This is a genomic window from Streptomyces sp. NPDC091280, assembly GCF_044768565.1.
Lineage (GTDB): Bacteria > Actinomycetota > Actinomycetes > Streptomycetales > Streptomycetaceae > Streptomyces.
Genome location: NZ_JBIVUZ010000031.1, coordinates 1 through 26,233 on the forward strand (window position 1 = coordinate 1; position 26,233 = coordinate 26,233).

General features: G+C 68.7%; 27 protein-coding genes and 3 pseudogenes. 20 read left to right on the forward strand and 10 right to left on the reverse strand.

The annotated features are described in order from the left end of the window. Positions 1-91: 91 nt before the first annotated feature. From ACIQPR_RS48290 to ACIQPR_RS48330, 9 genes and pseudogenes are all read right to left on the reverse strand, one after another. Positions 92-366, reverse strand: a pseudogene (locus tag ACIQPR_RS48290) (IS5/IS1182 family transposase); the annotation flags it as partial. A gap of 821 nt (positions 367-1,187) precedes the next feature. Further along, positions 1,188-1,967 carry an aldo/keto reductase gene (locus tag ACIQPR_RS48295; protein ID WP_403663960.1) on the reverse strand — a complete coding sequence of 260 codons (780 nt, stop codon included), beginning with the start codon at positions 1,965-1,967 and terminating at the stop codon, positions 1,188-1,190. Continuing rightward, the gene (locus ACIQPR_RS48300; RefSeq protein ID WP_403663962.1) at positions 1,964-2,560 is read right to left on the reverse strand and encodes an AAA family ATPase; all 597 of its coding nucleotides are present in this window, start codon (positions 2,558-2,560) and stop codon (positions 1,964-1,966) included. Before ACIQPR_RS48300 ends, ACIQPR_RS48295 begins: the two co-directional genes overlap by 4 nt. Continuing rightward, a complete protein-coding gene (locus ACIQPR_RS48305; protein WP_403663964.1) occupies positions 2,557-3,162 on the reverse strand; it encodes an exonuclease domain-containing protein in 606 nt (201 codons plus the stop codon). The genes ACIQPR_RS48300 and ACIQPR_RS48305 overlap by 4 nt, the downstream gene beginning before the upstream one ends. Continuing rightward, positions 3,159-4,352, reverse strand: a complete 1,194-nt coding sequence (locus ACIQPR_RS48310) for a radical SAM protein (protein ID WP_403663966.1) — start codon at positions 4,350-4,352, stop codon at positions 3,159-3,161. The genes ACIQPR_RS48305 and ACIQPR_RS48310 overlap by 4 nt, the downstream gene beginning before the upstream one ends. Before the next feature lie 22 nt (positions 4,353-4,374). Then, positions 4,375-5,406 carry a nucleoside-diphosphate kinase gene (locus ACIQPR_RS48315; RefSeq protein WP_403663968.1) on the reverse strand — a complete coding sequence of 344 codons (1,032 nt, stop codon included), beginning with the start codon at positions 5,404-5,406 and terminating at the stop codon, positions 4,375-4,377. Between the two features lie 14 nt (positions 5,407-5,420). Continuing rightward, a complete protein-coding gene (locus tag ACIQPR_RS48320; RefSeq protein ID WP_403663971.1) occupies positions 5,421-6,443 on the reverse strand; it encodes a thymidylate synthase in 1,023 nt (340 codons plus the stop codon). 166 nt (positions 6,444-6,609) lie between these two features. Then, positions 6,610-7,083 carry an ATP-binding protein gene (locus ACIQPR_RS48325; protein WP_403663973.1) on the reverse strand — a complete coding sequence of 158 codons (474 nt, stop codon included), beginning with the start codon at positions 7,081-7,083 and terminating at the stop codon, positions 6,610-6,612. Then, positions 7,080-7,880, reverse strand: coding sequence for a TauD/TfdA family dioxygenase (locus tag ACIQPR_RS48330; RefSeq protein WP_403663976.1), 801 nt, complete (start codon positions 7,878-7,880; stop codon positions 7,080-7,082). Before ACIQPR_RS48330 ends, ACIQPR_RS48325 begins: the two co-directional genes overlap by 4 nt. A 168-nt stretch (positions 7,881-8,048) precedes the next feature. Here ACIQPR_RS48330 and ACIQPR_RS48335 point away from each other — a divergent pair, with 168 nt between their 5' ends. The 3 genes from ACIQPR_RS48335 (at position 8,049) to ACIQPR_RS48345 (ending at position 11,070) form a co-directional block, all read left to right on the forward strand. After that, the gene (locus ACIQPR_RS48335) at positions 8,049-8,468 is read left to right on the forward strand and encodes an NUDIX domain-containing protein (protein ID WP_403663979.1); all 420 of its coding nucleotides are present in this window, start codon (positions 8,049-8,051) and stop codon (positions 8,466-8,468) included. 18 nt (positions 8,469-8,486) lie between these two features. Further along, positions 8,487-9,638 (forward strand): helix-turn-helix domain-containing protein, encoded by a 1,152-nt coding sequence (locus ACIQPR_RS48340; RefSeq protein WP_403663982.1) that lies wholly within the window; start codon positions 8,487-8,489, stop codon positions 9,636-9,638. A 190-nt stretch (positions 9,639-9,828) separates the two neighbouring features. Further along, positions 9,829-11,070: a helix-turn-helix transcriptional regulator gene (locus ACIQPR_RS48345; protein WP_403663985.1), complete on the forward strand. Its 1,242-nt coding sequence runs from the start codon at positions 9,829-9,831 to the stop codon at positions 11,068-11,070. A gap of 66 nt (positions 11,071-11,136) precedes the next feature. Here the strand turns inward: ACIQPR_RS48345 and cutA are convergent, their stop codons facing one another. Continuing rightward, positions 11,137-11,463, reverse strand: a complete 327-nt coding sequence (gene cutA / locus ACIQPR_RS48350) for a divalent-cation tolerance protein CutA (protein WP_403663987.1) — start codon at positions 11,461-11,463, stop codon at positions 11,137-11,139. A gap of 539 nt (positions 11,464-12,002) precedes the next feature. Between cutA and ACIQPR_RS48355 the strand changes: the two genes are divergently transcribed. The 17 genes and pseudogenes from ACIQPR_RS48355 to ACIQPR_RS48435 all read left to right on the forward strand — a co-directional run. Further along, positions 12,003-13,277, forward strand: coding sequence for an ATP-binding protein (locus tag ACIQPR_RS48355; RefSeq protein ID WP_403663990.1), 1,275 nt, complete (start codon positions 12,003-12,005; stop codon positions 13,275-13,277). Beyond that, a complete protein-coding gene (locus ACIQPR_RS48360; protein ID WP_403663993.1) occupies positions 13,274-13,696 on the forward strand; it encodes a roadblock/LC7 domain-containing protein in 423 nt (140 codons plus the stop codon). The genes ACIQPR_RS48355 and ACIQPR_RS48360 overlap by 4 nt, the downstream gene beginning before the upstream one ends. Continuing rightward, entirely contained in the window at positions 13,693-14,061 is a 369-nt protein-coding gene (locus tag ACIQPR_RS48365) for a DUF742 domain-containing protein (RefSeq protein ID WP_403663995.1), read from the forward strand. The genes ACIQPR_RS48360 and ACIQPR_RS48365 overlap by 4 nt, the downstream gene beginning before the upstream one ends. Beyond that, positions 14,039-14,635, forward strand: a complete 597-nt coding sequence (locus tag ACIQPR_RS48370; RefSeq protein ID WP_403663998.1) for a GTP-binding protein — start codon at positions 14,039-14,041, stop codon at positions 14,633-14,635. Before ACIQPR_RS48365 ends, ACIQPR_RS48370 begins: the two co-directional genes overlap by 23 nt. Continuing rightward, on the forward strand, positions 14,632-15,921 hold the full coding sequence (locus tag ACIQPR_RS48375; RefSeq protein ID WP_403664001.1) for a cytochrome P450: 1,290 nt from the start codon (positions 14,632-14,634) through the stop codon (positions 15,919-15,921). Before ACIQPR_RS48370 ends, ACIQPR_RS48375 begins: the two co-directional genes overlap by 4 nt. Before the next feature lie 5 nt (positions 15,922-15,926). Next, positions 15,927-17,204, forward strand: a complete 1,278-nt coding sequence (locus ACIQPR_RS48380) for a cytochrome P450 (protein WP_403664004.1) — start codon at positions 15,927-15,929, stop codon at positions 17,202-17,204. Positions 17,205-17,333: 129 nt separating this feature from the next. Then, positions 17,334-18,110 carry an SAM-dependent methyltransferase gene (locus ACIQPR_RS48385; protein ID WP_403664007.1) on the forward strand — a complete coding sequence of 259 codons (777 nt, stop codon included), beginning with the start codon at positions 17,334-17,336 and terminating at the stop codon, positions 18,108-18,110. Positions 18,111-18,189: 79 nt separating this feature from the next. Further along, the gene (locus ACIQPR_RS48390) at positions 18,190-19,773 is read left to right on the forward strand and encodes a hypothetical protein (protein ID WP_403664010.1); all 1,584 of its coding nucleotides are present in this window, start codon (positions 18,190-18,192) and stop codon (positions 19,771-19,773) included. Between the two features lie 157 nt (positions 19,774-19,930). After that, positions 19,931-20,386, forward strand: a complete 456-nt coding sequence (locus tag ACIQPR_RS48395; RefSeq protein ID WP_403664013.1) for a GntR family transcriptional regulator — start codon at positions 19,931-19,933, stop codon at positions 20,384-20,386. Between the two features lie 97 nt (positions 20,387-20,483). Beyond that, a complete protein-coding gene (locus ACIQPR_RS48400) occupies positions 20,484-20,645 on the forward strand; it encodes a hypothetical protein (RefSeq protein ID WP_403664016.1) in 162 nt (53 codons plus the stop codon). Next, positions 20,638-20,835, forward strand: a complete 198-nt coding sequence (locus ACIQPR_RS48405) for a hypothetical protein (RefSeq protein WP_403664019.1) — start codon at positions 20,638-20,640, stop codon at positions 20,833-20,835. Before ACIQPR_RS48400 ends, ACIQPR_RS48405 begins: the two co-directional genes overlap by 8 nt. Next, entirely contained in the window at positions 20,832-21,959 is a 1,128-nt protein-coding gene (locus tag ACIQPR_RS48410; protein WP_403664022.1) for a hypothetical protein, read from the forward strand. The genes ACIQPR_RS48405 and ACIQPR_RS48410 overlap by 4 nt, the downstream gene beginning before the upstream one ends. Before the next feature lie 574 nt (positions 21,960-22,533). Continuing rightward, complete coding sequence (locus ACIQPR_RS48415; RefSeq protein ID WP_403664025.1) at positions 22,534-23,427, forward strand: phosphotransferase; 894 nt, start codon at positions 22,534-22,536, stop codon at positions 23,425-23,427. Then, positions 23,424-23,795 carry an NUDIX hydrolase gene (locus ACIQPR_RS48420; RefSeq protein WP_403664028.1) on the forward strand — a complete coding sequence of 124 codons (372 nt, stop codon included), beginning with the start codon at positions 23,424-23,426 and terminating at the stop codon, positions 23,793-23,795. Before ACIQPR_RS48415 ends, ACIQPR_RS48420 begins: the two co-directional genes overlap by 4 nt. A gap of 116 nt (positions 23,796-23,911) precedes the next feature. Then, positions 23,912-25,705 (forward strand): ATP-binding cassette domain-containing protein, encoded by a 1,794-nt coding sequence (locus ACIQPR_RS48425; protein ID WP_403664031.1) that lies wholly within the window; start codon positions 23,912-23,914, stop codon positions 25,703-25,705. 9 nt (positions 25,706-25,714) lie between these two features. Next, a pseudogene (locus tag ACIQPR_RS48430) lies at positions 25,715-26,052 on the forward strand (histidine kinase); the annotation flags it as partial. Positions 26,053-26,135: 83 nt separating this feature from the next. Further along, a pseudogene (locus tag ACIQPR_RS48435) lies at positions 26,136-26,233 on the forward strand (transposase family protein); the annotation flags it as partial.

Below are 26,233 nucleotides of genomic sequence, written 5' to 3' on the forward strand. Positions count from 1 at the left end.
CTGCCAGGACGGCCTCGATCCCCTCCGGTCTCCCCATACCAGAACAACGAGTCCGGCAGCCGGAAGCCACGACTTGTTTCCCGGCAAGCCCTAAGCCGAGCACGTCAAGGTGGACGCCGTCACCCTTGAGGCGGCAGTCATGCAAGATCTTCAAGCTCTCCGTTCCTGCTTCCAGGCCGCCAGGCCACTCCCCCTGTCGCGTCGGTGCGGGATGACCAGGCCGGTCCCCTGGTAGCCACCATCGGCGATCGTCATGTTGGTACCGACGGCCGCCTCGGCTCCGGACTCTTCCCAACTTCTGGAGTCGTGCCGATTCCCGGGCAAGGGCCAGCCAACCCCGACGACCAGGCGGGTGTCGGCGTCGACCTAGTGGACTAGCACAACCTCCGCCAGTCCCTCCGACTACGGATAGATGCCCCTCTTCCCTCCAACTGGCGTAGACATCCAATGGAGTTACCAAAAAAAGACAGTTGATCCTTCGACCAGATGCGATGCTTCCTGCAGTCAAACAGCGCTCGACACGACCTGCGCTGACGCCCGCTGACTGGATCTTCCCAAGGCAGAACCCCGTCACCCGAAACAGAGGGTTCCACGGGCGATCAGCCTGTTGCGGCAATCGAGCGTCACCGGCATTTACGGTCCGTCTGCCCGGCAACCCGTTCGGTGTTCGCAGCGTCGAGAGAACCACAGCGTGGACTCTTCAGGGATTCCGGCCCGTACTACACCGCCTTCAATCCAGGCTGTCGCACCTGTGGCGAGTGCTTGCAAAGCGACGAGAGTTCTCAGCCGGACCTTGGGCCAAGCCTCGTCGATGAACTGTGCTGTGGGCATGACCCGCATTTGGGCTCGGGAGTCGCGGTAGGCCAGCCCGTCGACGGCGGCCCATGTCATCGGCGGGGAGGCCAGCACGTGAGTGACGACCTTCCGTCGATACAATTGGGTCTCGTCCACGACGACTTGGCGAAGGGCCAGACGACCGTGGCGGGAGCGCAAGACCCACTGAGCCGCTTCCCTTGGAGACTGCCCCACGCAGACGTTGCCGATGGGCAGCATCAACATGCCGCGCAGGTCGGCGACAACGAGGCGGTCCGCGCCGACCGGCACCAGGAGCGCGGCACCGACGACCGGGGGCCGCCAGTTCGTGTACTCAGCTCTGTGCCGTACGGGTATCGCGGCGGTGGGGGCTGTCACCGCGAGCCAAGATGCGCCGCTGCCACGATCTCCGCGAGGTGGCGCGGCTGGCTAGTACTGGGGATGGGCGCGATGTGGCTGCCGTGGTCGAGGAGCCATTGCAGAGGTGCGGCGGGCCCGTTCGTTCGGGCGAGGACGCCGGCGTCGAGTGAGCGGTAGGCGACGTACGGGATGCCGAGTTGGCCGCACACCTCCATCACGTCGTCGAAGCGGTCGGTGGTGTTGAAGACGTTCTGCACCGCGGCGACGGTCAGGGTCTTGCCCGCCAGGCGGATGACTTCGGGGGTCACCTTCGACAGGCCGATGTGCCCGATCTTGCCCTCGTCCTGGAGTGCCTTCAGGACGGCGACCTGGTCGTCGAGGGCCACCTCGGGGTCGATGCGGTGCAGGTAGCACAGCTCCAGCCGCTCGACGCGCAGTCGGCGCAGGCTGGCTTCCACGCAAGCCCTCAGGTAGTAGGGGTTGCCGAGGGGTATCCACTGTCCTGGTCCGGGGCGCACCAGGCCGATCTTGGTGGCGATCAGTACATGCTCGGGGTACGGGTAGAGCGCGTCGCGGATCAACTGTTCAGCGGTGTGAGGGCCGTAGGCGTCGGCGGTGTCGATGTGGCTGATGCCGTAGGTATGGACGGCCTGGCGCAGGACGCTGAGCGCGGTCTCGCGGTCTGCGGGCTCGCCCCAGGTGCCGGGGCCGGTCAGGCGCATCGTTCCGAAGCCGAGCCGGGAGACGGTTTTCCCGGCGATCGTGATCGTGCCCCCGGGCAGCGCGGTGGTCATACAAGGGCCTCCGTCATACAGCTGCGGACGGCTTCGTCGACGATGTGGGCCTGGCTGTCGGGGTCGCTGGTCACCCGGAGGTGGGGGATGTCGTCGCGGTCGAGGAGCTGGTGCACGTGGTGGTCGACGAGGCGCCGGTAGCGGGGGTCGTAGTCGTGGCGGGAGTCGACGGTCACGCTCTCGTCGAGGACCGTCGCCAACAGCATGTGGTACTTGGGGAGTTGGGTGGTGGCCAGGGTCAAGAGGCGCTCGCGTTCCGTGCGGGCAGCGCTCTCGCCGCGGTATTCCAGCGCGGCGTGGAAGTAGGCGAGTGCGTCGTGGGCGGCCCGGTCCAGAAGGACGACTTCGGCACCCTGGGCGACGGCGGCGATCTCGTCGGCAACGCCTTGCGTGATGATCCACTCGGTGGACCGGGCGGTGTGGTGCTGCATCTTGGGCAGACCGGCCGCGGCGGCTCGTTTGCCCAGCCGGCCGGTGCGTCCCACGGTGATCCCTTCGGCGCGCAGTTCCATCTCTATGCGCTTCAGGAGCGTGGTCTTGCCGGTGGAGTGGGTGCCGAGCACGCCGATACGGATGGGCTGGTGGGTGGTCACCACAGGGTGGGGTCCTCTTCTGGTTGGGGTGCGCCGGGCAGGCCGGGCGGCACGGCAGCGGCGATCAGCTGGTCCCAGGTCTCGTAGTGGCCGGCCATGGCGATCAGGAGTTGTGCCGTGGCGTAGGCGTCGAAGGTCGCCCGGTGCCGTCCGACGCGCGGAGCCCGTGACAGGTCCGGTGCCAGGTGCTTGATCAGGGCATCGAGGGTGTAGGACGGCAGGTCCTTGTGGGTCGCCCTGGCCAGGCGCAGGGTGTCGATGACCCCGGTCGGCTTCCATCCGGGGAGGTGGCGTTGCAGCTCCCGGTAGTCGACATGGGCGTTGTGGGCGCAGATCCAGTCCTGGGCGAGGAACTCGCCTACCTCGTCGGCGAGTTGGCCCCACACGGGTTGGTCGGCGAGGACCTGGTTGGTCAGCCCGTGGATGTCGGCCGCACGCGCTGTGACGGGCCGCTCGGGTCGGATCAGCCATGCTCCGGCGGTCGCGCTGTCCAAAACCCCGGAGCGGACGGGCAGGGCGGCAATCTCTACGAGGTCGGGCGGAGTGGTTCCGTTGCCTTCCACGTCGACGACGAGCAGCGTGGGCCAGGAGGTGAAGTTCATGGCGTGGTGGTTCCGTTCTCCGCCTCCCAGCCGATGGGGGCCCGGCCGTGCTGGCGGTGAAGATGGGGCTTGGCGCGGTCGTGGCACTGGTAGCCGAACCCGTGCTGAAGGAAGTAGCGGGGCGGCTCGTCCAGTCCCTCCACGACGATGGCACGCTCGTTGATCTCAACGTCGCCGATCGCGCCGAGGGCGCGCGCCTGCCGGGTGACTTCCGCCGGATCCGGCCTGACCCATGCCCCCTTGCACAAAGCGATCTGCTCGGGTGGGCATATGCGGCACAATTCTTCGATTCCGAAGTGGCCGTTGTAGTCAGCCTCACCGTGTGCGTAGGCGACACCACAGCTCGTCTTGGCGAACAGGGTCCCCCAGGGGGCGCCGCCGGGCTCGTTCCGGGACGCGTACGCCTGCATGATCCGCTGTTCGGCCAGCTCCGGCATGATCTTTCGCCGCGCCGTCCCGTCGTACGGCGTCGGCAGGCCGTGCGCCTCGTAGTACTCCTTGATCTCTTGACGGAAGAACAGCCCCGTGAACACCGTTGCGTGCGCGTGCAGGGACAGTTCGCGGGCCCGTTCCAGGTGCTCGTCGGAGTCGTTGAGGCCCGGCACGATCGGACGCCAGTACAGGACAGTCCGGTAGCGGTCGGCGTGCTCGTAGAGCATGCGCAGGCTGTCGGCCGCGTACGTGGAGTTGACCGGCTCGATGGCCGGGTCGTCGATACCGGAGTGCGTCACCAGGACGGTCAGGCGCAAGATCCCGAACGAGTTGAGGACGGCACAGTCTTCGGCGCTCACCCGCCAACGTGTGATGACCAGGACGTGGTTGGTCAGACCGCGGTTGTCGAGGTCGCGCAGCACGGCGAACAGGTGCGGCTTGACGACGGGGAGCATCGGGTCGGTGGCCCGGTTGAACAGCTGGATCGGGGTCCGGTGCGGCCGGAAGTAGGGGTGTGCGACAAGGAGAGCCACGGCAGCTTCGTCGGTCATCAGGCGCTTCGGCGTCTTCATGCCGAAGTTGTCGAAGAGGTGGCGTACGCAGTAGCCGCACTCCAGCGGGCAGCCGACGATGTGGTTGAGCGAGAGCCCGGACTTGCGGTACTCGATCACCTCGGCAAGCGCGGGCCTCAACTCGCTGATCCGCTCTGCGGTCAGCAGCGGAAGCAGGCGGCGGGACGGTACGACGGGAACGGTCATCAGGACCTCCAGACAGGGGTGTTCAGCGGTCGGCGGGCGCGGGCTGAGCGGGAGTGCGGGCGGGCGCGGTGAGCATGCCGTGGTGGTCGGCGCCGAACCAGGTGCCGAAGTCGCGGCGCGCGGCGTCCGCGTCGTCGGACGTGTGGACGAGGTTGTGCACGAGGCGCTTCTCGGCGAGGGCGCGCTCCAGGCTGTCGTGGCCGAAATCTCCGCGGATCGTGCCGGGCGCGGCCCGCAACGGGTCGAAGTGGCCGATCAGTGAGCGCAGTTGGTCGTGGAGTCCCGGCTCGCCGTAGGCAAGGGCGACCGTGACGGCCTTGCCCGTGTAGGCGTCGTCCAGGCAGGCGGGGATGTCCCGGTCGGGAAAATGGTCCGCGTCGACGAGGAGATCCCAGTAGTGCACATGGGCCTGCCACGGCTGCACGGCGACAGTGCGTCGGCTCGCTACCATGCATCCGGCGGTCTCGATCCGCTCCAGGACGGCGTCCACCAGGCCGCGCTCGACGGCATCCGGCTTGCACAGGATCACCGAGCACCGGTCGAAGTCCGCGATCTGTAGTCGGCGGCCCGGTCGGTACCACGTCCCGTACTCCCGCCGGGCTCCGGCCGCGTCATCACTGGTGTGCACGAGGTTGCGGACGAGACGCTGCTGCGCCTTGGCCGCCATGAGGCTGTCGTCCGCGAGGTCGCCGCGGATCGTGCCGACCACCGCGCGGGTGGGATCGGTGTGTCCGATCAGCTGGCGCAGCCGGGCATGAAGTCGGGGTTCGCCGTGGGCGAGGGCCACGGTGACGTGCCGGCCCGCGAACGCGGCATCGATCCACGTCGGTAGATCGGGCAGGTTCCGGCGCCCGGTGTCGGCGAGGAGATCGCGGTAGACGACGTGCGGCTGCCACGGCTCGGCGATCAGGTCCAGACGGTCCGTGACCATGAAGCCCGCATCGGACATCCTGCCGAGGACCTGTTCGACCAGGCCGCGCGCCACCGCGTCGGGCTTGCACAGGATGACCGCCCAGCGGTCGAAGTCGATGCCCTCGACTACTCCACCGCCCATCGGCCGGCCCCCGCTCACCGGGAACCGCCGCCCGAAGCCGACGCGTAGAGCGGCCACTTGGCTTCCACGAGCCAGCGCAGACCGGGATCGAGCGCGGCGAGAACATCCGGGTCGAACGCTATGGTCTGCTCGTGCTTGATCTGCCGGTACAGCTCGAACAGCAGCAGGGTCTGCTGCCAGTACGGATCCAGGTCCAGGCCCGCAATGCGCTCGGCGCTGTAGCGGTGCCGGTTTGTCCGGAGCACCTGTTCGTGGTGCAGGACGTCCGCGATGGTCGCCCCGTTGGTGCTTCGCGGCATCGCGGGGAACGGGAACGACGGCGGTAGCGACCGCGAGTCCGCCTCCTCAAGGACGCGCTTGACGCGCTCGGCGTCGCTGTCGTTGACGTGAGCGGACCCGATCGTGTGCGTGTACGTCCCCAGCTCCAGGCCGAGTTGGATCGCCGCGTACTCGTGGATCATCGTGAAGGAGAAGACGTCGGACAGCAGACCGCAGTCGAGGTCGTTCGCCCGCATGGTGCACACCATGTGCAGTCGCCCCTCGCGCGCGAGCAGGTGCACGCCGGCCAGGCACGCGACGTCGGGGTTGTCACGGTCGGTCAGTTCCTTCGCCGCGAACACGGGCAGGTAACCGCGTTTACTGTCGGCCTCGTTCAGCAGCAGCTCCGCGACCTGGTCGAACTGAGACCGGCCGCCAAGGATCGGGCTGAACAGCGTGTGGCCGTAGGCGGATCCGCCGAGGCGGATTCCGTCGGCGCTGCCGGCCCGCATGGACGGCGCGTAGTAGCCGATCATCTCCAGGTCCCGGCGGGCGGCGAGGTACCACAGGATCTCGGCGAACTGGAACACCGGATTCGCCCGGCGCTCGGCCAGATACGGCAGACGCTGACGGGGATCCGCCAGCCGGAAGCTGACCCCGATCACTTCACGGGCGGCATTGCCGCGTGCGTCAATCCGGTGCTCCGGCTGCTCCGTTACAAGCCGCAGCAGCGCGATGTAGGCACCCTCAACGCTGATGAAGACCGGTGCTGTGAGCAAAGCACTCTCCAAGTTGATGGAACGGGTGGTGAAGAGGGGGTTGGTGCAGCCGTCGTTGTTCCGTTCGCCGTGCCCGATCACCGAGAGGAGCAGGACGGCGGACCGGGAGACACAACGGCTCTTTGGGGTCGAACCCCTTATGAAGGGAAAGGGGTTGAGGCGGGCGTCACAATGGCTCGTTGGGGATCGCCAGTGAGCACCACGTCATCGTGCCGTCGCGGCTCACGCCCCACTCCTTCGCGACAGCCTGGACGAGCAGCAGACCGCGGCCGTTCTCGTCGGCTGGGCCCGCCGAACGAAGCCGCGCCGGAGTCGGGGAGCCATCGGTCACTTCGATGCGAAGTTCATGGGTGAGACGCCGCACCCTGAGTCCGACCGGTCGTCCCTTGCCGTGCTTGACTGCGTTGGTAACCAGCTCGGAGACGGCAAGCGTGGCGTCGTCGGTCAGCTTCGTCAGGTTCCATTGACTCAGTCGGTCTCTGGTGATCTGTCTCATCTGCCCGGCACGGTTCTCAGCCGGAAGGAAGTCGACCTTGAAGCAGCACTCGACTGCCTGGCCCTCGGATGAGGAACTGAGGGCGACAGAGTCGCCGGACGTCATCACACCCGTCGCAACCGCGATGCCACGTTCCACCATCATCCCGCCTCCGAAAGCATGGGTGCGGAGACTGAATCGCGGGCGGGAACGAATCCCCGCGGCATGGGAAACAGAGGCAGCCCAAGGGCTCGCCAGAAGAGCCGATCGCCGGTGAACGCACTGCGCGCGTGCAGCCAGCGCTCGTTGTCCAGCAGATAGCCCTGACCGGGTGCCAGGCGAAGGCGCACCTGGTGGCGCACGGCTGCGGCCCGCAGTTGCGCGAGGTACGGCTGCACTATCGGGCTCCAGCGCGCCAGCCCGTCCAAGCGAAGGCGGACGGAAACCCTCAGGTCGGGGTGGACGGTGAACACCTGTGAGGCGTGACCGTCTCCGGCACCGAAGAAGGCGGTGCGGGGTTGTGCCAGGGCAGTTCCCGCCGGCCGGTGACCGGTGAAGAGGTCGAAGTGCACGGCCTGCCCGTCGGTGAGCAGACATTCCCCACCGGTTGCGGCCGCTTGCCCGCACACCAGGAGCATCAGGCGGGGCGGATTGGGCGTACCGGAGCGTTCGGTGTGCGGATCGAGGGGGCCGTTGCTGAACCCCGCGAAGCCGGCCCGATGCGTGTTGCGTCGGCTGTCGCGGATTGTGGTGAGACCGTCCGAGTCACTGTCGCGGTGCGGCACCACATTCATGATCCGGGTCGCGAAGGCGAGCACATCAGTGCGCGAGGCAAGTCCGTCGACAGTGACCAAACCCGAGTCCCGTAGCTGGCCCGCAATTCTCTCCTCCGCTCCAGGCACCCTGACGTCGATACGGTCGCGCACGAAGACATCGGTGTGTGGCTGATGGACTCGACGCATCCCGGATCTCCTTAGCGGTGCTGCCGTGTTGCCACTGTTCGACGCCGCTGGGGCGGCGGTAAAGCGACAGATTGTCGACTCGGGCAATTCGCCCACGCCCGTCTCGCGCCACGGGCCGCGTGCTACGTTCCGAGCACCCCCGGCCGCACACTCAATCCGAGGAGAGTGATGGCGTACACGCCCACCACCTGGCCTGTCTCCGTCAAAGGCGTCGCCGTTGACGGTCAGCGACGCGTACTGCTGCTGAAGAACGAACGCGAGGAATGGGAACTGCCCGGGGGCCGACTCGAACTCTCCGATGCCACACCGGAGTTCACTGTGGAGCGGGAGATCGAGGAGGAGACCGGCTGGGCGGTGAAGGCCGGCCCGCTCCTGGACGTGTGGATCTACCAGCCTCTGCCCGTGGCCATGCCGGAGCGGCGAGTTGTGATCGTCACCTACGGCTGCATCGTCCTCACCCCGGACATGGACCCCGTGCTGAGCCGCGAACACAAACAGCTGGGCGTGTTCACGGCCAACGAAGTGCCCCACTTGACCATGCCGGACGGATACAAGCAGTCCATCGCCGCCTGGTACGCACGGATGTGACCCGCCATGGACGGCACGATGAGGGCACGACGCCCTCAACACACCTTGTGGCACTGGGCAACCCCGCAGGCCGAGGCGATCCTCGCCACACGCGACCTGGGCGCCATCCTGCGCTTCCACCGCACCGTGCACGGAATGAACCAGGCCGAACTCGGACAGGTCCTCGGTTACGACAAGACGTACATCTCGCTCCTCGAACTCGGCAAACGGAGCCTTGAAGACATCGGCTCCCGCCGGCACATCGCCGAGACGCTGCATCTGCCGCCGCACATCGTGGGCGTCACCGATCCGGCCGACACCGATCACCGAGCCATGCTCCAGTTCGGCGAGTCCACGGTCCGCCTCGCCGAGATCGCCCGCCAGTCCGGACACGCCTCCGAAGCCGTCGCCGAGTTGTGGCCGCTGGTCGCCCGGCTCGAAGCCCGCATGGAAGATGGGCATACAGAGCGCGATGTCCTGCGCCTCTTGGCACGAGCCCGTGTCGGTCTTGGCGTCGCTCTGGGCAATGTCCTGCCGGAGGAACGCCTGAGCACCGCCGCCCACTGGACGGCGAAGAGCATCGACATCGCCCGCTACTTCGGCGAACTGCCCTTCACCTCCTATGTGTTGCGCATGCACGGCAACGAACTTCGCAAGGCCCGTCTCCACGGAGCCGCCGTTGATCGACTCCAGCACGCGGCTGCCCTCGCACCCGATCACGAGACGAAGGCGGCCGTGCTCCCGCTGCTTGCTCGTGCGGCCGGCGCCCTTCGGAACCAGCCTCTGTTCGACGCAGCGATGCGGGAGACGAACCGGCTCCTCGACGAGACCGAACACACATCGTTGTTCAACCCCTACGCCCTGCACGAGATCCGTCTGAGAGGGCTGATGGCCACCGACAGGACCGACATCGCCATACAGCTGATCGAGCAAGGCAGTCCCGTACCGACGACTACCGTCGCCCCGCAGTGGCGCGTGATCGAACTCATCACCGTGGCCCAAGTACGGCTGGCCGCCGACGACACGGGCAGCGCCGCCCAGTCCCTGCGCACCGCTATCGACGAGGCGGTCCGCCAGCGGCTTCCCCACCAACTGCAACGTATCGTGCGCACAACGGAGTTCCGGCTGCCGGAGATCAGGGAAGTCGCAGACCATGCCCTGGACCGGATTCGGCAAGAGATGGCCGCCTAACGGGATCTCGCCCCGGAGCAGCACCGGCTGGCATCGGTCGCTCGGCTTCAGGCACGTGGTCATGGGCTCATCGCACCGCTCGACGAAGCTGTTCACCAGGGGAATCCGGAGGGGGAAAAACCGTCCTGGGGGGAATGGTTGAGGGGATTGAGGTCATGATTGAAATCCGCCCACAACAGAGGTCACACTCATGACAGATCCGTTTGCCGAACTGATGTTCAGGCTTCGGAAGGACGCAGGACGGACGCAGGAGGAGCAGGCCGAGGCGATCAACGCGGCCTCAGGCGAGGAGACCGTGACTCGGCGTGAGATCCTCCGCTACGAGAAGTTCGAGAACGTCCCCACGAACCGCACACTCGCCCACATCGCAGTCGCCTCCGGCTTCCCGTTCGAAGAGCTACTGCGGGAGGCCAAGGCCGCACGCGCCCGACGAAAGAAGAGGAGCGGCCCTGAAGAGGAGGACCAGGACGCCGTGAAGCGCCGCACCCTGCTGGGCAGCGCCGCCATCGGCGTAAGCGCCGTCTCCGAGCCCTGGGGTCGGCTCGCCTGCGCTCTCAGCAAGGGATCCCGCATCGACGCATCCGCCGCAGCCGCACTCATCGACCGGGCTGCTGACCTGCACGTTCAGGAACTCAATCTCAGCGCTCGTCGCCTACAGAGCACGGTTGAGTCGCACCTTGACGCAATCACCGTGGCCCTGCCTCACGCCGGCGAGTACGAACGAGCTCTCACCGTCGCAGCCGGGGAAACCGCTGCCCTTGCGGGATGGGTAGCTTGGGACCTGGGCGAGTACGACAGAGCCGACGCCTACTACGACGTGACAACTGAGTGCGCGGAGAAGGCCGGGCATCCTCCGCTCAGAGCCTTGGCCCTCACCTACGCCAGCTACGGCGCTGCTACACCAAACAAGAAGCTGGAGCTCCTGTGCCAGGCCTCGCAGGATGTACGTGGCCACGGCAACGCCACGGCCGCAGCCTGGATTCTCGGAAGGCAGGCTGAAGAAGCTGCCGCAGTCGGCGACGAGACGGGGGCGCTGCGCGCCCTTGACCAAGCACGCTTCGCTTACGACTTCGCGGATCACACCAGCGAACAGGCATGGGTCCGCTTCGTGACGCCGTATCGAATGGACTCGTTGGCCCTTTCCGTCTACGGGCAGTTGAGGCGATCCGAACTCACCGAGACGGCCGACACCGCGGTCGACCGTCTCGGGGATGAACTACCGGACGGCGGCGTCGTCGTCCTCGGCGATCTCGCCTCCGCCTTGCTGCGCGGAGGCGACGTTGACCAAGGCGTCTACGTATCGCGCCAGTTCACGGCCGCGTCACAGACCAAGCCCAACACAATGGGCAGGGAACGTGCCGCGAAAATCGCCGCACGGCTCCCCGACAGCGAGCGGGAACTCGCCCTGCACTTGCGGCAGTTCGCGTCCTGAACCGATTGCCTCCTTCGGTACACGGCAAGCTCGCATAATGGCCACTGCCACACGGCACGTCGTTCCTCAGCCTCGCGTCGTCTCCTCAACAACCCACGACAGATACGCCTCAGACCCGCCGGTGACAGGCAGCGTGATCCACTGAGGGACGTCATACGGATGCTTCTCGGAGAGCCATGCCTCCAACTGCGGGAGAACGTCTGTCGTTGTCATATACGAGATACGCCACTCCCGCGCCGTCTCGACCGTGTTCTTCCACCAGTAGACGGCGGTGATCGGCGCGTCGATGTGAACGCCCGCTGCCAACTTGCTCTCAACCGCACCCCGTGCCAGCGCCTGGGCCTGATCCTCGTCGTCGATGGTCGTCTGCGCGATCACAATCTCGTTGGCCATGCGACTACCTCTCCAGTTCCGTGTACCACGACCCTACTCATCAGCCTCTGGTTCGCTACGGCCGAGTAGTTGGCCGACTCGTCTCGGGCGGCCTGCGGTGGCTCCACTCGGCTGGTCGAGGGTGGCCCGTCGTCTCAGTGACCTCGGAGTCGTGCGCGGATCTGCGCCGCTCCGGCGGGTTCTGCTCCGTCCGTCCTGCATCGTTCCGGAGCTGGAGCAGCAGTTCCGTGAATGGGTCTAATGCCATGAGCGTGACCTTGACGCCGTGCCAGTCATTGCTGCAACCTCCCTCTCCTATTTCCCCCTTGACGTTTTTTCCCCCTCCGGTTTCCCCTGGTGGGGCGCCCAGGCGCGCGAGACGGTCACTATGTGACCGCGATCCGTAGGTCACTTGCGCTGGGCTCGCCGTGGAACTGGTGGCCGCACCGTGAGGACCTTCACTTCACCGATGGTGCTGCACCCCGTTTTGCCCCTGCTCCGTCCCCTTACGCCTCGGTCATACATCCCGTCTCCGACTCCCAGATGCCCGTGAGGATCTGATGACTTCCCTGATACAGGACGTGCTGCTCTGCGTGCCGTCCGCCGGATTCGTCGCCGCGAGCGCGGTCGCGGTGCGTTGCCGCGGTGCTCGCGCCAACGCCTTGCGGCAGGTGGCGGCGCGGGACGAGGAGGCCCGGCATCTGGCCAACACCCGGCTTCCGGCGCTGGTGTACGCCTGGCAGAACGGTACGGGGAACGCGGCCTCGCCCACCGGGACCACGTTGCACCAGCAGCTGGCCGCGACCGAGACCGGCTTGGCCCATCGGTCGGTCCTGGAGCAGGTCGATGCCGCGCTCAAGGCGGCTGAGACCCGGGCCGAGGCGTCTTCCCGTGCCGCCGTACAGGCCACCACCAGTTCGCTTCAACCGCTGGTCTACGAGATTCAGACCGCGATCAGCCAGCTGCTGGCGACCGAGCACGACGAGACGATGCTCGCGCGGCTCCAGCCGCTTGACCATTCGGCGAGCCAGCTGGCCCGGCGCCTCCAGATCCTCGCGGTGATCACGGGGAAATGGCCGGGCCGTCAGCGCGACGACGTACCGCTGCTGGACGCGGTCCGGGGCGGCGTGTCGCGTATCCGTGACTTCCTCCGTGTGCGGGTTCCCCGAGAGTTCCCGTACTTCTTGTCCGGCCGGTTCGTGGAGCCCGTGGTGCTGGCGGTGGCGGAACTGCTGGACAACGCCGCCCGGCACAGCGCGCCGCGGACGCCGGTCGAGGTGACGTTCGTCGATGCCCACCAGGGCATCAGCATCGAGATCCACGACGCCGGGTCGGGTATGACGGCGGAGGTCCGCGCCGAGGCGACCCGCCGTCTGTCCGGGCAGCATCCCGTCCAGCTCACGAAGCTGCGCACGCCGCCGGCCTTCGGGCATCTGGGGGTGGGCGCGCTCGTGCGGCAGTACGGCTTCACCGTGCGTCTGGACCAGGAGCACTCGGTCCACGGCGGGGTGCGTGCCGTGCTGCACGTGCCGCGCACCATGCTCGCTGCACCGCCGGCCGACCACAGCGGTCCAGCCGAGAGCCGACCGGACCGTGCGGTATCTGCTGCCGCAGAAAGCAGCCGGGCCGCGGAGCACGGTTTCCAGGTGGCGGGCGACGGACTGGCCGTGCGTCCGCCACGCCCTGCCGGGCCCCGTCACAGGGCTCCGCAGCTGGCCCCGTCGGAGCCTCCCCCCGTCCACTCCGGCAGCGCGCTGGCCGCGTTCGCGCAGGCCACCCAGTCCGTACACGCCCCCGTCCCCCAAGCCCCCGCGACCGAGGAGCCCCCGCGATGAACGCTCTCCCGAAGTCGAACGTCCGCCCGGACCTGAGCTGGATCCTCGACGAGCTCCTGGTGACCCCGCATGCCTGGCACGCGGTGCTGCTGTCCGCCGACGGGCTCGCGATGGCGGCTTCGAAGGACGTCGGCGACGTGCTCGCGGACACGATCGCGGCGAGCACCTCCGGTCTCCAGGCACTCAGCCGCAGCTGCGCCGAGTTCGTCAGCGACCAGGACACGCCCTGGCAGCAGACCATGGTCCAGTACCGCGACGGATACCTCTTCGTGATCGCCGCGGGCAACGGCTCCTTCCTCGTCGCCTCCGCAGGCATCGAGGTGGAGGTCGCCCACTTCTCCTATCTCATGGCCGACACGGTCAAGCGTCTGGGGGACGCGATGGCTGTCGGGGCGCGACAGCACGCCGGACAGGAATGACGTCCGCGGGGCACGGCGGTGACCCCCTGGTGCGGATGTACGTGGTCACCGGCGGCCGGCACAGCGCCACACGCAACCACTTCGACTTCGTCACCCTGATCGCCCTGTCCCCCTACTCCGCCCAGTACAGCCGTGCCCAGCTCACCCCGGAGAAGAACGCGATCCTCGGCCTGCTCGTGCGCAGCGCCCAGTCGGTCGTCGAGCTCGGCGCCCTTCTGGACCTGCCCGTGAGCGTGATCCGCATCCTGCTCGCGGACCTCATGGAAACCGGACACATCACCACCGAGGGGCGTTCCCTCGATGTGAGCGAGGACCCCGAACGAATGATCATGGAGGCTGTCCTTGAAGGGCTGCAAAAGCTCTGAGCCCGCGCCCGTCCTGCGCGGGGACGAGGTGACCCGGAAGATCCTGGTCGCCGGTCACCTTGCCGCCGGGAAGACCACGTTGATCAGCAGTGTCTCCCAGATCCCGCCCGTCAGGACCGAGGAAACGATGACGCGGGCGGGCATCGGCATCGACCACACGGAGCTGCCCGGCAAGTCGACGACCACCGTGGCCATGGACTTCGGCCGCCTGCACCTGAACAAAAAGCTCGTCCTCTACCTCTTCGGCGCGCCCGGCCAGCCCCGCTTCTTCCCCATCCTCCAGGACCTGGCACTGGGCGCACTCGGCGTCCTGGTCCTGGCCGACACCCGCCGCCTGGGCGACACCTACCCGATCCTCGAACTCATCGAAGACCTGGGCCTGCCCTACGCGGTGGCCATCAACCGGTTCGAGGGCGCCCCCCAGCCCTCCGAGAAACGGCTGCGCGAGGTGATGCGCCTGGCCCCCACGACGCCGGTCATCACCTGCGACGCCCGCGACTACCGCAGCTCCCTGAATGCCTTGATCGACCTCGTCAAACACCTTCTCACCCTGATGCCGGAGCCCAGCCGATGACCACCCACCCCCCGTCCGGTGAACGGCAGTGCCCGGTGTCCGCACCCACCCCGCCGACTCCGCAGGCGGGACCGCTGCCGATCTTCGGCCCGTCCTTCAGCGCCGACCCGCACGCCACCTACGCACGCCTGCGCGCGCAGGGGCCGGTCGTCCCGGTCGAGATCTCGCCGGGCGTGTACGGGTATCTGGCCGTCACGCACGAGGCGGTGAGCTATCTCTTGCGCAACAACCCCGCCCTGTTCGCGAAAGACCCCGCGCACTGGGCGGCTCTCCAGCAGGGACAGGTCCCTGCCGGCAGTCCGGCGCTCATGATGATGGGGCCGCGCGACAACTGCCTGTGGAAGGACGGAGCCGAGCACACCCGGCTGCGCAGCGCCATCACCCACGCCCTCGACCAGGTCGACACCTTCGCGCTCGCCGAGTCCGTCGCCCGGATCGCCGACCAGCTCCTCGACTCCTTCGCCTCGGTCGGCCGCGCGGAGCTGATGGCGCAGTACGCGGGCCCGCTGCCGATGCTCACGGTGATCGGCATGTTCGACTGCCCGCCCGCTCTGGGCGAGCGCATCGTCGCCGCGGTGACCCGGCTCTTCTCCGCCGGCCCCGACGATGCCGCGCAGGCGAACGCGGACCTCGAAGGGGCGTGCCTGGAACTGACCCGCCTCAAACGCGACCATCCCGGCCCGGACGTCATCACTTATCTGATCCGGGGCGGGCTCGGCGACCGGGAGATGGTGCAGACACTGCTCCTCCTGTTCGGCGCCGCTGCTCCGCCCGAAGCCGAGTACATCGGCAGCGCCCTGCTCGACATCATCACCGACCCCCACTCCGGCGGGAGCGTCCACACCGGCGTCCGCCCTGTCGCCGACGCCCTCGACACGGTGATGTGGAAGAACCCGCCCGTCGCCAACTACTGCCCCTTGTACGCGCGAGGCGGCCCTCAGTGGGTGGCGGGCGTGCTCCTGCAGCCCGGATATCCGATCGTCTGCTCCTACGCCGCCGCCAACAGCGACCCCGCCCTGTTCACCGGCATCTCGCCCGATGCGTTCACGGGCAACCGCGCGCACTACGGGTTCTCCGCCGGGACCCACGGCTGTCCGGCCCCTGGCATCGCCCGGCTCATCGGCGAGATCGCGGTCGAACGCGCCCTGGACCGTCTGCCCCAGCTGGCTCTGACCATCGCCGCCGCCGACGTGCCCACCCTGCCCGGGCCGTTCCTGGCCGGCCCGGCCGCCCTCCCCGTCTCGTTCCAGCCCGACGCAACCCGTCTCGCCCTGCACGGAAGGTGACCGCCATGACCACCGCCCCCACCCCCACCCCCGCCACGGGATGCCCCTACCGCCTCGACACCACCGGCACCGACATCCACGGCGAGGCCGCCGCCCTGCGCGCACTCGGCCCGGCCACCCGCGTCCTGCTCCCCGACGACGTGCCGGCCTGGTCGGTCACCGACCCCAGCCTCATCCGCCGCCTCCTCGTCCACCCCTACATCTCCAAGGACGCCCGCCGGCACTGGCCCGCCCACATCAACGGCGACATACCCGAGACCTGGGTGCTTCGGCCGTGGGTCGACGTCATCAACGCCCTCACCGCCTACGGCCGCGAGCACACCCGGCTGCGGCGCCCGCTGGCCGCGGCGTTCAGCCCGCGCCGGGTGCGGGCGCTGACCCCTCAGATCGACACCATCACGCACTCCCTCCTCGACGACCTCCAGTGCTCCGGCCCGGGCGAGGTCGTGGACCTGCGGGCCCGCTTCGCCTGGCGCCTGCCGCTGATGGTCGCCAACATCGTGCTCGGCATCCCGGAGCACCTGCACGACCCCTTCCGCGACGCGATCGGACTGCTCTTCGCCACCAACCTCTCCCCCGAGGCGGCGCAGGCCGCCCCCGCCCGCGTCTACGACCTCATCGGCCAGCTGATCGACCACAAGCGCCGCACCCCGGGCGACGACGTCACCTCCCGGCTGATCGCCGCGCACACCGAGGGCACGCTCACGGAGCAGGAACTCGCCGACAGCCTCATACTGTTGATCGGCGCGGGACACGAGACGACCGTCAACCTCCTGGACCACGGCATCGTCGCCCTCGCCAGCCACCCGGCGCAGCTCGCCCTCGCGACGAGCGGCGAGATCTCCTGGGCCCAGGTCACCGACGAGGTCCTGCGCCACCAGGCGCCCATCGCGACCATCCCCGCGCGGTTCGCCGTGCGCGAGGTCGTCGACGAGATCACCGGGATCACCTTCGCGGCGGGCGACGTCCTCGTCATCAACTACGCAGCAGCCGGCCGTGATCCGGGCAGCCACCCCCACCGCCCCGACGACTTCGACATCACCCGCACCACTACCGGCGACCACCTCGCCTTCGGCCACGGCAAACACCTGTGCGTGGGCGCCGAACTCGCCCGCGCCGAGGGCCGCATCGCCCTCGCCGCTCTCTTCGCCACGTTTCCCTCCCTGAGCCTGGCCGTCGCCCCCGGCAAGCTCGCCCACCTGGAGAGCTTCATCTCCAACGGCCACGAACGCCTCCCCGCCGTCCTCGGCCCCACCCGAAGCGCCCGGCCGCACGCCGCCTGAACGCGCGAAACCCCCAGACGCCGGTGTGCCGTCCGCTGTCGGCGGCGGGCAGCACACCGGCCCCCGCCACCCGCCACTCAGGGACCCATCCCTCGCGCCCGTCCCGCGTACGACACTTCGGAGACTCCCGTGCCCATCGAGTTCGACACGAGCATCCCCAGCTCGGCACGCATCTGGAATTACTGGCTGGGCGGCAAGGACCACTTCCGTGTCGACCAAGCGGCCGGCGACGCCTACCTCGCGATCGCCCCTCAGGTCGCGGTGATGGCACGCGAGTCACGCGCCTACCTGGTCCGGGCCGTGCGCTTCCTGACCGCCGAGCAGGGGGTCCGTCAGTTCCTGGACATCGGCACCGGTCTGCCAACAGCCCAGAACACGCACGAAGTTGCCCAGGCCATCGCCCCTGATGCCAGGATCGTCTACGTCGACAACGACCCGCAGGTCCTTCTCCATGCCCGAACACTGCTCTACAGCAGCCGCGAGGGCGTGACCGAGTACATCGACTCGGACGTGTGCGAGCCCGAAGCGATTCTCGACGCAGCCCGCCAGACCCTCGACTTCGACAAGCCCGTCGCCCTGCTGCTCATGGGCATCCTCGGGCACGTGCGGGACTACGACGAAGCCCGGGACATCGTCCGCCGCCTCACGGCGGCGCTGCCCGAGGGCAGCTACCTGGTGCACTACGACGGAATCGACGAAGACGCCGATCTCCAAAAGGCCCAGCAGGGCTACGACGACACCGGCGCCGCACCCTACGTCCTGCGCAGCCCGATGCAGCTCGCGGCCTTCTACGAGGGACTCGACGTGCTCGATCCCGGGATCGTCTCCTGCCCCCGCTGGCGTCCCGACCCAGGCAGCACGGCGTTCCACACGGACATCTACGGAGGCATCGCCTGCAAGAGGTAGTCACCCCCTTCCTGCCCTAACGGCTTCTCCTCATCAAGCCGACCCGTCCCACCTCACCGAAACGCTGACAGCGAAGTTCATGCCCCTGATCTGCGAAAACCTCAACCGCCGTGCCGCCGCCCCTGACACGGCCGCGCCACCGACGACCGGTGCGCCGGTGCTTCTGGAGAGCGAGGATCTGACCATCCTGCGTCTGATCGCGGCAGGACGGCGGCGCACCGACATATCCGACGTCACGTTCAGCAGCACGACCAAGATCGACACGCGCAGGCGGCGGCTGTGCGACGTTCTCGCGGCGGACAACAGCGAGCAGCTCGCCGCCCTGGGCACCGTCTACGGCCTGGTCACGCGTGCCCATCTGCCCGCCGCGCCCAGGACAGCGCCCCCTGTGTCCGAGGACGATCAGAAGGTCCTCGATCTGCTGGTGAGCGGATTGAACGGATCGTGCATCGCAGCCCGGCTCCAGTGTGACGCCGCTGACGTGCACACCGCCATCGCGCAGCTCGCGTGCGCGTTCCGCGCGGCCAACCGGCGCCAACTCGCCGCTCACGCCGTGGTGTCGGAGGCCGTGGCCTGCAACGCCGTCTCGCCCCGATTCCCTCCCGGGCCCGTGTCCACTCTGCCTCCGTTCCGGATGACCGCTGCGGGCACCGGCATCCTCCTGCACACCACGCCCCCGCAGCCGTCGAGGGAATCCCAGCGCCGAAGCCCCGCCAGCAGCCGTCCGGTGGCCCAGGTGCCCAGCGCGAGCGGAACGGTCCCCGGCATGCAGCGGAACGTGCTGCCAGTCCCGCCGGAGCTGACAGCCTGGGCCAGCGGCTACATAGGACACCAGCAGGCGTGGGCGCTGCCCAACGACGCAGCCGGTGCCCGTTGCTGGCGGATGTCGTCGCCGGAAGGGATCGTGGAACTGCGGGTGGCCCGGACCCACGGCGACCTCCACCGCGAGGTGTCCGCACACCGGCACGCCATCAGCCGGCTGGAGGCCGCACTCACGCCCCGGCTGCTCGGGTTCCACCCCGGACTGCGGGCCCTGCTGGTCCGAGAGCCACGCGGCGAACGCGTAGAAGACACACCGACCAGGGGCCTGCACCTGACAGAACCCGTGCACGAGCAGGCCGGGCAACTGCTGCACACCCTGCACGAGAGCACGCCCGGGACCGGCGACCGGCAGGCCCTGGCCGCCGAGAACACCCTGCGCTACATCGGCTACATCGACCGCATACTGGAGCGGATCGATTCCCCGTGGCTGCCCGGACAACGGGCAGTCGTCCGACACCGCCTCGACGGCCTCCGCAACGTCCTGGCGGAGCTGCCGGCCGCCTTCTGCCACGGATCGTTCGGCCCCAGCGCCTGGCGGTGGCAGCGGCCCACCCGCTCCCTGGCCCTGACCGGGTTCACACGCCCGCACATGATGGCCGCGGTCGTCGATCTCGCCCGGCCGTCCCTGCTGTGGACCCAACAGCCCCTGCTCCAGGACGCGTTCACCCGGGGGTACGGACGCCGCCTGAGCGACCTGGAGAACTGCGTGCTGGACGACTTCGCCTTCCTGGCCTCTCTTGAGGACCTGTGGCACGCGATCCGCCTCAAGGACGCCGAAGCATGCCGACACCTCGCCAGGGCCGTGCGTACGGCTGCGGACCGACTGCCCGATCAGCCGTAACTCCCGCACGTTCATCCCCGACGGTCCGGATCCGTCCCGGTCGCGGGGTGGTGCCGGCGCAGACCGGGACAACAGCCATCACCTGTACCACCCGCCGGAGTTGGGCGGCCTGCCACGTTCACCCCCGACAAAACTCCCCGAAAGGAATACACACCGCGTGCGTGCCCACGAAGCCTTCGCCGAGGTGCTGCGGCAGCGGATCGCCGACGGCACCTACCCGTTGGGGTCCGTGTTTCCCACGCTCTCCGTCCTGAAAGCGACCTCCGGTCACCTCATGGACGACGTCCGGAGGGCCAGAAGGACCCTCGTCCGCGAAGGCCTCCTGGAATCGCCGCCAGGCGACGTCCTCACCTTCGTACGCGGAGCATCCGACCAACCGGTGCCCCATTACAAGCAAGAGGTGGCCAACGTACTGCGCCGCCGTATCCACGACCGCGTGTATCCGCCCGGCACGCAATTTCCGGCGGCTACGGAACTTGCACGCGAATTCCGTGTCGGGCCGATCGCGATGCGGTGTGCCGTCAACCAACTCTGCGCAGAAGGGCACCTTGAGACCCGCGGCCGGAGAACGTACGTCACCACGCGCGCTCCGTCGCCCGACCCGGCTCCCTGACCTCCACTCCCGTACCGCCAACTGCGCTGCGCGGACCGGCACTTCGCCGCCGTCGAGCACAGCAGACCAGCCCGATCACTACTCGACAGGACTATCTGTGACGGACACCCGTTTCATCGTGCTGGACGACACCCAGCGTCATCCCGGTCTGGCCAAACAGATCTCCCGGATGCTTCGGCAGGTGGCACCCGCGGTGAACGAGATCACCGACTCCGCACCCTGGATCCACCGCATCGAGCGGGGGCTTCCCCGTGTTTGATTCCCTGTTACCTCCCACCCGTCTCACCGGGCCGGGCCGCATACCGTGTGCCACCGTCCTCGCGCTGAATCTGCTGGTCGTCCTGGTCCAGCAAGCCGCCTGCATCAGCTCCGCCACGCAGTCGCGGGCACCTCTCACCGCGTACGGCGACGGCGACTTCGCGTCCTTCACCGACGGAGGACCGGAATGAGACGGCCTCGCCTCGCGCTGCTGGACCTTTCGGATCGCCCGGCCCCCGAGCCCGCCGCGCTGACCGACGCACCCTCCGGCCGGGTGATGCGGCAGGTGATCGCGCTCCTGCTTCTCGCCTGCGGCTCTTCCCTGATCGGCGAAGCGCTGACCTGCGGCTCCCTGTACGGCCTGCCCTGGACGTGGTCGGTGCAGGCCGGCTACCGCCTCTTCTGGGTCCGATTCGGCGTCGCGGCAGTCGTGTTCTTCTGGCTCGCGGGGCTGGTCATCGCCCGGACCCCGCTCAGCCGGGTCACACCCCGACAGCGCCTCCTCCAACGGGGCGCCGCTGTCCTGAGCGCATCGGTGGCCATGTTCGGGACCGCGCCCTTTGTCAGCGCGCTCGCACAGCTCGTCGGTCAGAGCGTCGGCGCGTGCGTCCTGGCGTGGCTGGCCCTCGAAGTGTGCCGGGCCCACCGTGTGCCCGTGCGGATCGCCTTTCCCCGCACGGCGCCCGAGCGGTTGCGTGACTGGGACATCGCGTTTCTGGTCCTCATCGCGTGTGTCGCGGGCGGAGCCACTTCTTTCCTGCTGGCCCAGCTCATCCGCTACAGCGGGCTCGACGTGCCGCTCATGAAGGGCGGCCAGATGTCCACCCTGGGCATCGGCAACCTCGGAACGTTCTCCATCGGGGTCGTGGCGACCGTGGCGGTGGAGGATGTCGTGCTCGTCGCGGTCACGACCGCGCTGCTGACCGCCACACGCCGGCCCGCGTGGCAGATCTACACCCTCATCTGCGTGCCCGAAGTCCTCCTGCACGCCTACCTCGGCCTGCCCGCCATCGGCATGCTCCTCTTCGCCGCAGGCCGCGTCTGGCTGTACCGGCAGTACGGACGCCCCCTGCCCTTCATGGCCGCTCACTTCGTCTACGACCTCGTCACCGGCGGCCTCATGCTCGCTCAGGGGCTCTCCTTCCTGTACCGGCCCGTCGTGGGCCTTCTCTTCGCCACGGCGGTCTTCTGGATCGACCATCGGCTGACGGAGGCGGCACATCGCGCCGGCCCGGAGCCGCAATCCCAACCGGCTGCCCTCGGCAGCGATCCTCCGCAGCCCGCCGATCGTCCAGAGCGGGTGAGCACCCGATGACGCCCGCCCCGGTGCCCGCTGCGTCAGGGCAGCCACCACCGGGGCGGGTCCGCCCCCGGCGTGCAGGTGTGCCGGAAACCCGGATGGAAGGAACGCGCGCACTGGCGTCGGCACAAGGTGATCGCCCACCGGAAACCTCGTGTATCACAGGTGTCTCCAGCGTCGGCGATTCGGCCACGGCCGGCGCCCCGGCAGCCGTGCAACGCCAGGGTGCGCGATCCGCATGGCCCTGAGTTGCTGGGCAGGCACACGGCTCAAACACGCGTGTTCGAACGCGGTGAGCGGCTCGTTGTCCCGGGCATCATCAGTCATCCCCAACCCGGCCTGCGGGCCGCGCTGTTGGTGATGCGAGCCGATGGCCCCTCGACAGCACCACCCGCCGCTGGCACACCTGCGTTCTCTGCCCCTGTCACACCCAAGGAGTCCCGATGAACCCCACCCTCGTCACCGCCCATCCCCTCCCTGGACAGCCCGGAGCCGTCCGGGCTGCTGCGGCTGGATCCCTCGTGGCGAGGTGCGAAAGCACCCCGGCCCGCATCGCGGATACCTCACGCCCGGAACCGGGGTGGAGGGCATGAGCGCAACCACTTCGATTCCGCCCGCGCTGCGGGAATGGGCCCAGCACATCGTCGGCCCGGTCCCATCCGCACGCAACGTCTCCCACGACCGCCCCAACTCCCGCGTGTGGGAGCTGACTTATGCCACCGGGCGGGCGTTCGTGAAGCTGTCCCCGAACCCGACGTCCTTCGGCCGGGAGACCCGCGCCCTGCGCGAAGTGGCACCCGCGCTTCAGCCGGGTACCATCCCCTTGCTCCGCGGGGCCGACCCCTACCAGAGGGCACTGCTCCTGTCCCCGGTCGCGGGCCGCCCGGGGACCTCGCTCTCCCTCGCTCCGGCCGGGCAGCGCGCCCTTCACCGGCAGGCCGGCAGCTGGCTGCGGATCTTCCACGGCGCAGAATCCGATCTCTGCGTCCAGGACCGCCGGGACGCCGCCGCAGAGATCACCCTCGCCAGAGCCGGCGCCGCAAAGCACCTGGAGCGGGCCGGTGATCTGATCAGCCCCGCGCAACGCCGGACCGTTCTGCGCCATGCCACCGAACTCGGCACGGTCGCAGCGTTGCCCGTCGGCTACGTCCACGGAGACTTCCAGCCCCGCAACTGGCCACTGGAGACGGACCAGGGGCAGGCCGTGTTCGGGTCGGTGGACCTGGAGCGTGCCCGCCCGCACGCCGTGGCCGCCGACGTAGTCCCCCTCGTCTGCGGCCCCTGGGCCGGGCATCCCGGTCTGGAGGAGGCGTTCTGGACCGGCTACGGCCGCCGGCTCACCGGCAAGGAGGAACGGGTGCTGCGCTGCCTGTCCGCGCTGGACGCGGAGAGCGCCATCTCCTGGGGAGTGCCCCACGGGGACCGCGAGATCGTCAAGCGCGGCCGGGCGACGCTGGCCCGGCTGGAGGTGCAGACGGCATGAGCGATGTGTATCTGAGCCTGGCGACCGTGATGGTCCCGCTGGTCCACGAGGACGGACCCACCCCGGCGGCACGGCACAATCCAACGTCCCAGACGCTCCCGATCCAAGTCCCGGTCGTCGGTGCCATGTTGGAAGGCGGCGAGTCCGGGCCCGGACAGGGAGCAGTGATCGGGGCCGTGCTCACCGCACGACGGTGGCGGGACAAGCCGTGCACCGCCGATCCCGGCGCCCTTGGCCCGGTCGCGTGGATCGGTGCCGGACGTCCGCCCCGGGACTGTCACCCCTGCACCGGGAACGGCCTGGAGAGTCCTACCACCGGGCAGGCCCACACCCCCCTCCCCCTACCGGCGGCCGGAGGCATGACGTGACGCGACCGACCGTGCCCGCGCAGGGCCCCGGGCCCCGGGCCGACGCCGGTGAGAAGACGGCTCCGCCGCCCGCGCCGGCGGAGATCAAGTACACCGGGCAGTACTCGGTCAACCCCATGGAAGGTGTGTCGTTCCGCGCCCTGTGCGCCCGGGTCCCGTCGGTGCTGGCCAGGATCGCGGGCATGTCGTGGGCGGTCGACCGGGCGGCCGTCGTCCTGCTGCTGGCCTGCCAGGTGACCACCGGTGTGACCGCGGCCGGTCAGCTGACCGCCACGTCGACAGTCATGCGCTCCCTCCTCGGCACCGGCACGGTGCAGGAACGGTTGCGCCAGGCAGTGCCGGCGCTGGTCTTCGTCGCGGTGATGGCCGCCCTGTCGCGGACCGCGAGCGCCATCTCGGCCTACGGGGACCGGCGGATCACCCCGAAGCTGACCACACAGGCCGACACGACGCTGGTCTCCTCGGTGTGCCGGGTGGAGGCCGCCGCCTACGGCCAGGACGGGTTCCACGACCGGCAGGAAGCAGCCGAGATGGGAGTGATCCGTACCCATGTGATGGTCGCCGACGCCCAGCAGTTGATGTCCTCACTGATCCAGTTGGTCACCGCGTGCGGGGTGCTGGCGGTGCTCGACTGGCGGCTGCTGCCGTTCCTGCTGCTGGCCGTGCTCCCGGCCGGCGTCGGCGCGGTGCTCACCGCGCGCGTGGACTACGAGATCCACTACGCGAACATCGCCAACCGCAACGCCCGCGGGATGATGCGCTGGTGGGCGACCAGCCCGAAGTACGGGGACGAGGTCCGCGCCAACTCCATGTCCGGCTACCTCCTGTACTGGTACCGCACCCTGTCCCAACAGGCGGACGACCTCTCGCTCGCCGCGGCCCCCCGCATCCTGCGGATCAACCTCGTCTCGGCGGCGTGCGGCGGACTGTTCCTCGTGGCCACCTGGGCAGCCCTGTACGGGCTGGCGGCCACCGGCCAGATCGCGGTAGCCATCGCCGCGACCGCGGTCTTCGCCGTACGCACCACCCTGGGCGCGCTGACCCAGCTGGTGCGCAGCGCCGCCGCGGTCTTCCACACCAGCCTTTACCTCGGCGACATGACCACCTTCCTCGACGAGGCCCACCAACGAGCCCCGCACCGCGGCGAGTTCACGGTGCGGGCACCCGTCGAGGAAGTACGCGTCCAGGGCGCGGTCTACCGCTACCCGGGCAAGGACAAGCCCGCCGTCGACGGGGTGTCGCTGACCCTCAAGCGCGGGCAGATCCTGGCACTGGTCGGGGTCAACGGCTCCGGCAAGACCACCCTGACCCGCCTGCTCGCCGGCATCCTCCTCGCCGACAAAGGCACCGTGACCTGGAACGGCACCGACCTCGCCGAGGTGGACCCGGACACCGTGTGGGCGCTGACCGGTCTGGTACCGCAGGTCTTCGCGCAGTGGCCGCTCAGGCTGCGGGAGAACATCGACCTCGGCCAGCCCCGCCCCGGCGGCGACTCCCCGGTGTGGGAGGCGATCGACGCGGTGGGACTGCGCGAGGCGGTCGAAGACCTGCCCGACCAGCTCGACACCCTGCTCGCACGGGAGATCTTCAGCGGCGTGGAACTCTCCGGAGGACAGTGGCAGCGCGTGGCGTGCGCCCGGGGCCTGTACCGCCTCCCGGAACTGCTGATCATGGACGAGCCGACCTCCCAGGTCGACCCGGAAGGCGAGCACCGGGCGTTCGAGACGCTCAAAGCCATGGCGGCGGACCGCATCACGATCGTGGTGACACACAGGCTGGAAAACACCAGGATCGCCGACGAGATCGTCGTGATGGAGGAAGGCCGGATCACCGAACACGGCACCTACGAAGACCTCTCCGCCGCAGGCGGAACCTTCGCACGACTGCTCGCCCTGTCACGAGACCGCTGACGGCGCGTCAGCCGTATCGAACGGCTGACGCGCCGAGTCGAGAGCCTCACTGTAAGCCAGGCCGGGGGGCCGGGGCGCCGCCAATTCTGAACGCAGGCGGATCGAACGAGACCTGCACGACGGGGCACAACTGCGCCTGGTCTCCCTCCCGGTGAACCTCGGGATCGCCAGGCCGACCCTCGCCGACCTGCCGGCCGAGGCCAAAGAGGTCATCGACCAGGCCTACAGGGACGAAGGAGGCGATCACCGAACTGAACAACCCGGTGCGCGGCCTGCACCCGGCCGCTATCGACGACCGCGGACTGGCCGCAGCTCCGTCCCGTTCGGTGCCCAGTCCGGTCATGTTGGACTATCTGTCGAGTCTGGCCATGGGGGATTGCGGAACGTCAGATTGGGAGATCCCCCTCCGCAGGCCACGTCGGCAAGGGCCCTCGCGAAGGTCGCTGCCGGGTTCGGGATCAGCGAGTCCACCGCCCACGCCTACACCAGTGCGGTCGTCGACCTGCTCGCCGAACGAGCACCGGGTCT